The organism is Flavobacterium sp. W22_SRS_FP1, assembly GCF_052113685.1.
GTDB lineage: Bacteria > Bacteroidota > Bacteroidia > Flavobacteriales > Flavobacteriaceae > Flavobacterium.
In genome coordinates this window covers 1-3,724 of the sequence record NZ_JBGQOE010000059.1, presented here as the reverse complement: position 1 = coordinate 3,724, position 3,724 = coordinate 1, and the positions used below count along the sequence as shown (strand labels likewise).

The 3,724-nt window shown below is 35.2% G+C and carries 6 protein-coding genes; all 6 read left to right on the top strand.

Annotated features, from left to right (window positions below; genetic code table 11):
- Positions 1-293 precede the first annotated feature (293 nt).
- The 6 genes from ACEN2H_RS15535 (at position 294) to ACEN2H_RS15510 (ending at position 3,462) form a co-directional block, all read left to right on the top strand.
- Complete coding sequence (locus ACEN2H_RS15535; protein ID WP_441733951.1) at positions 294-452, top strand: hypothetical protein; 159 nt, start codon at positions 294-296, stop codon at positions 450-452.
- A gap of 27 nt (positions 453-479) precedes the next feature.
- Positions 480-1,013: a carboxymuconolactone decarboxylase family protein gene (locus tag ACEN2H_RS15530; protein ID WP_441733948.1), complete on the top strand. Its 534-nt coding sequence runs from the start codon at positions 480-482 to the stop codon at positions 1,011-1,013.
- 60 nt (positions 1,014-1,073) lie between these two features.
- Complete coding sequence (trxA, locus tag ACEN2H_RS15525) at positions 1,074-1,394, top strand: thioredoxin (RefSeq protein WP_441733946.1); 321 nt, start codon at positions 1,074-1,076, stop codon at positions 1,392-1,394.
- Between the two features lie 4 nt (positions 1,395-1,398).
- Positions 1,399-2,130, top strand: a complete 732-nt coding sequence (locus tag ACEN2H_RS15520) for a cysteine hydrolase (protein ID WP_441733944.1) — start codon at positions 1,399-1,401, stop codon at positions 2,128-2,130.
- 2 nt (positions 2,131-2,132) lie between these two features.
- Positions 2,133-2,567, top strand: a complete 435-nt coding sequence (locus ACEN2H_RS15515; protein WP_441733942.1) for an OsmC family protein — start codon at positions 2,133-2,135, stop codon at positions 2,565-2,567.
- A 160-nt stretch (positions 2,568-2,727) separates the two neighbouring features.
- Positions 2,728-3,462, top strand: coding sequence for a hypothetical protein (locus tag ACEN2H_RS15510; RefSeq protein WP_441733941.1), 735 nt, complete (start codon positions 2,728-2,730; stop codon positions 3,460-3,462).
- Positions 3,463-3,724: the final 262 nt, after the last annotated feature.

Here is a 3,724-nt window from a genome sequence, read left to right as displayed (position 1 = left end):
GAAAAAGATTTAATTTTGAAACACCAAATTATATGTTTAACCAAAAAGTTGCATTAGTAACTTGAATTCAGCAAATAAAAAGATTACTTCACAATACTTATAACTTCATCGGAGTTCAATGAATTTCATTTGAAACGAAAAGCGGACTCCATTTTCTAAAACAACCAAAACATCTGCTCCTAAAACTAAAAAAGAGTTAAGGGAAGAATGAACAATTCTACAGGAAATGCGGCCTAACTTCTAGCTTGGCTTTCTTCGCACCTTTGTACCAACAAAAAGAAACAATAGAGATTATGAAAACAATACATAAAATTATCGAAGGCTTTAAAAACATTTTAGGTTTTAATGCTCTAAATAAAACACCACAGCTAATTCCAGTAACATCAGACAATTTTTGCCAGAATATGGCAAACACGGATAACTGTTGTGACGAAAACAACTTATTCATTTAATTATTAATTTACACTAAAAATAAAATCATGTCAAATTTCAACGTACCAACAAGAGAAGAAGTTTCTGAAAACAATCAAGCCATTTTTGATAACCTAGAAAAAGGCGTGGGATTTGTTCCCAACATTTACGCAGCGATGGCGCATTCTAAAAATGCCTTGGCTAGCTACATGCAATTTTTGGGAGCAGCAACCTCATTAAACAACAAACAAAAAGAAGTAGTCAACTTGGCCGTTAGTGAGTTAAACGGATGTAAGTATTGCCAATCAGCGCATACGGCTACTGGGAAAATGAACGGCTTTACGGACGATCAAATAATTGAACTCAGAAAAGGAGTAGCAAGCTGGGATAGCAAAACCAATGTTTTAGCACAAACTGCACAACGCATTGCAGCCACCAACGGACAAATAGGAGCCGATTCTTTGAGTGATTTTCATGCCGCGGGTTATACTAAAGAAAACTTGGTTGACTTAATCGTGGCAATTGGGATTATTACCGTCACCAATCTTCTTCATAACGTGACTGAAGTACCTATTGATTTCCCAATAGCAGTAGAATTGTAATTAATAATTGTGCAAAGGATTGAAATTATAATCCTTTGCACAAATAAAAATCGAAGAAAAATGATACAAAATTTAGACAAATCCAATTTTGAAACGACCATAAACACAAACGAGGTAGTGCTAGTAGATTTCTTTGCTGATTGGTGTGGCCCTTGTAAGGCTTTGCATCCTGCACTTGAAGAATTAGCGACAGACTTTGATGGAAAAGCGGTGATTTCAAAAATTAATGTAGACAAAAATCCAGAGCTAGCTGCTCAATTTAAAGTAAGAAGCATTCCTGCCTTATTCTATTTTAAGAACGGAGAAGTTGTAGCTACTCAAAATGGAGTGCAAAGCAAATCAGCATTAACAAGTCACTTAAACAACATATTAGAAAATTAAAATTATGAAAAATATAAAATTACTAGCATTAGCATTATTATTTGTAAATCAAATAACTGCTCAATTACCAGACCCTGGTTTCGAAGTAGATGCAAGAACCGCAATTGTTATTACCGACCCTCAAAATGATTTCCTTAGTCCAGAAGGCGCAACCTGGGGTGTAGTGGGAGAGAGTGTAATGAGGAACAATACGGTAGAAAACTTAGCACAAATTTTTAAAGTTGCAAAAGAACGAAATATTACTGTTTTTGTATCTCCACACTACTATTTCAAACACGATCACAATTGGCAAATTGAGGGTTCCCTAGAAGCCCTGATGCATAAAATCAATATGTTTGATAGAACAGGTGTACTAACAACCGTAGGTTTTGAAAACTCAGGTGCTGATTGGCTAGACCAATATAAAAAATACATTGGAGAAGCAAACGTAATCGTGACTAGTCCTCATAAAATATATGGGCCAGAATCAAATGATTTGGCTTTACAATTAAGAAAACATGGTTTTGATAACGTAATCTTAGCGGGTATGTCAGCCAATTTATGTACAGAATCTCATATGAGAGACTTAATAGAATCCGGTTTTAAGGTTGCAGTAGTAAAAGACGCAACAGCGGCAGCTATTTTGCCTGGATTAAATGGTTACGAAGCGGCTTTAGTTAATTTTCAGATGATTGCTAGCCACGTTTTTACCACAAAAGAGATTGTAACTGAAATAAAAAACTTCAAAAAAGAATAAAAATGGGAAAGAAAATAAATATAAAAAACCTAACTACGGGATACCAATCCTTAATTACAAACGGTAGGCACGCCATTGTGGGCGATGAACCAGTCGCAAGCGCAGGAACCGACTTAGGATTCTCACCAGAGGATCTCATACTGTCTAGTATTGCAATGTGCAAGCTGGCAACAGTACGCTACATCGCAAGGAAAAATAAATGGGAAATCGGAGAAGTCGACGGCGAATTTGAACTGAACGTAAAACGTGGAGAAGCTGGAAAGCTAAGTACTCATGTTACTGCTAAAATTAAAATTGAAGGCGACTTAACTGCGGAACAAAAAAGGGAATTACTAAAACAAGCTGATGCTTGCTACGTTCACCGCATGATTGAAGGCGAGTGGAATATAGAAAACACGGTAGAACTTACTGAAGAGACAGAAAAAGTTTTGGTTTAATAATAACTCCAAATACCACAACAAACCAAAATACAATTGGTTTTGCTTTTTACAGCAAAACCCTATTCCATTTCCAAACAAAACAACAAACAAGCTCTTCAAACCATCTGATTTGGCTATATTTGGGAACCATTTTTAAAGAAAATCCATTTTTAGTACAATGAAAAAATTCCTCAAAATAACAGGCTTCATTATTTTTATCCTAATTATCTCTATCATAGGATTTTTGTGTTTTATAAGCAAACCATTGCCAATAGGACAACAAGGTCTTAAAGCCGAAGAACTTACTGATAAAATTCAAGCAGCTATCAATCAAAAAGCATGGGATACGACCGCCGCAATTTCTTTTAGCTTTAGAGGAAATCATAATTATCTGTGGGACAAAAAGCAAGATTTAGTTCAGGTAAAATGGGATGATAAAAAAGTGATTTACAACAATAAAACCTTAGAAGGTGTTGCTTATGAAGACAAAGAGAAACTAACCAACTCCCAAAAAATGGATGCCATAAAAAAAGCGAACGATTACTTTAATAATGATTCATTCTGGCTCATTGCTCCCTTCAAATTACGAGATGCTGGTACTACAAGAAGTATTGTGATGCAGGATAAGCAAGAGGCACTTATGGTCACTTACGCATCTGGCGGAAGCACACCTGGAGATTCTTATGTATGGTTAGTAGATGAAAACTATCTTCCAAAAACTTGGAGAATGTGGGTTAGTATTATTCCTGTTGGCGGTCTAGAAACCAGTTGGGAAGATTGGAAAACATTTCCAAATAACGTAAAAATCGCCACAAGTCACAAAGGTTTATTGGATCTACAACTTGAAAACGTTCGAACAGGGCAGTCCATCAAGGAAATCAATAATGGAGTTGATCCGTTTACTGAGTTATAAGCTTTATAAAACACAGCTATCAAGACACACTTATCAAAATTTAAAAAATTAAATCAAGAAACTACAGGATTTCATTTTTAGCATTCTCTTATTTCCATCATCCTAATTGAAACCCAAAAACCTAGTGTCGTATTTACGAGGGCACTGAAAAACTTCACTTATTTTGATTAGAGTCGTTTTTTAGTCAATAAAAAAACGCTTATAACAGGATTTTAAAGATCCTTTATGAGCGTTTTAATTTTTACAACTGTTTTTTATTATA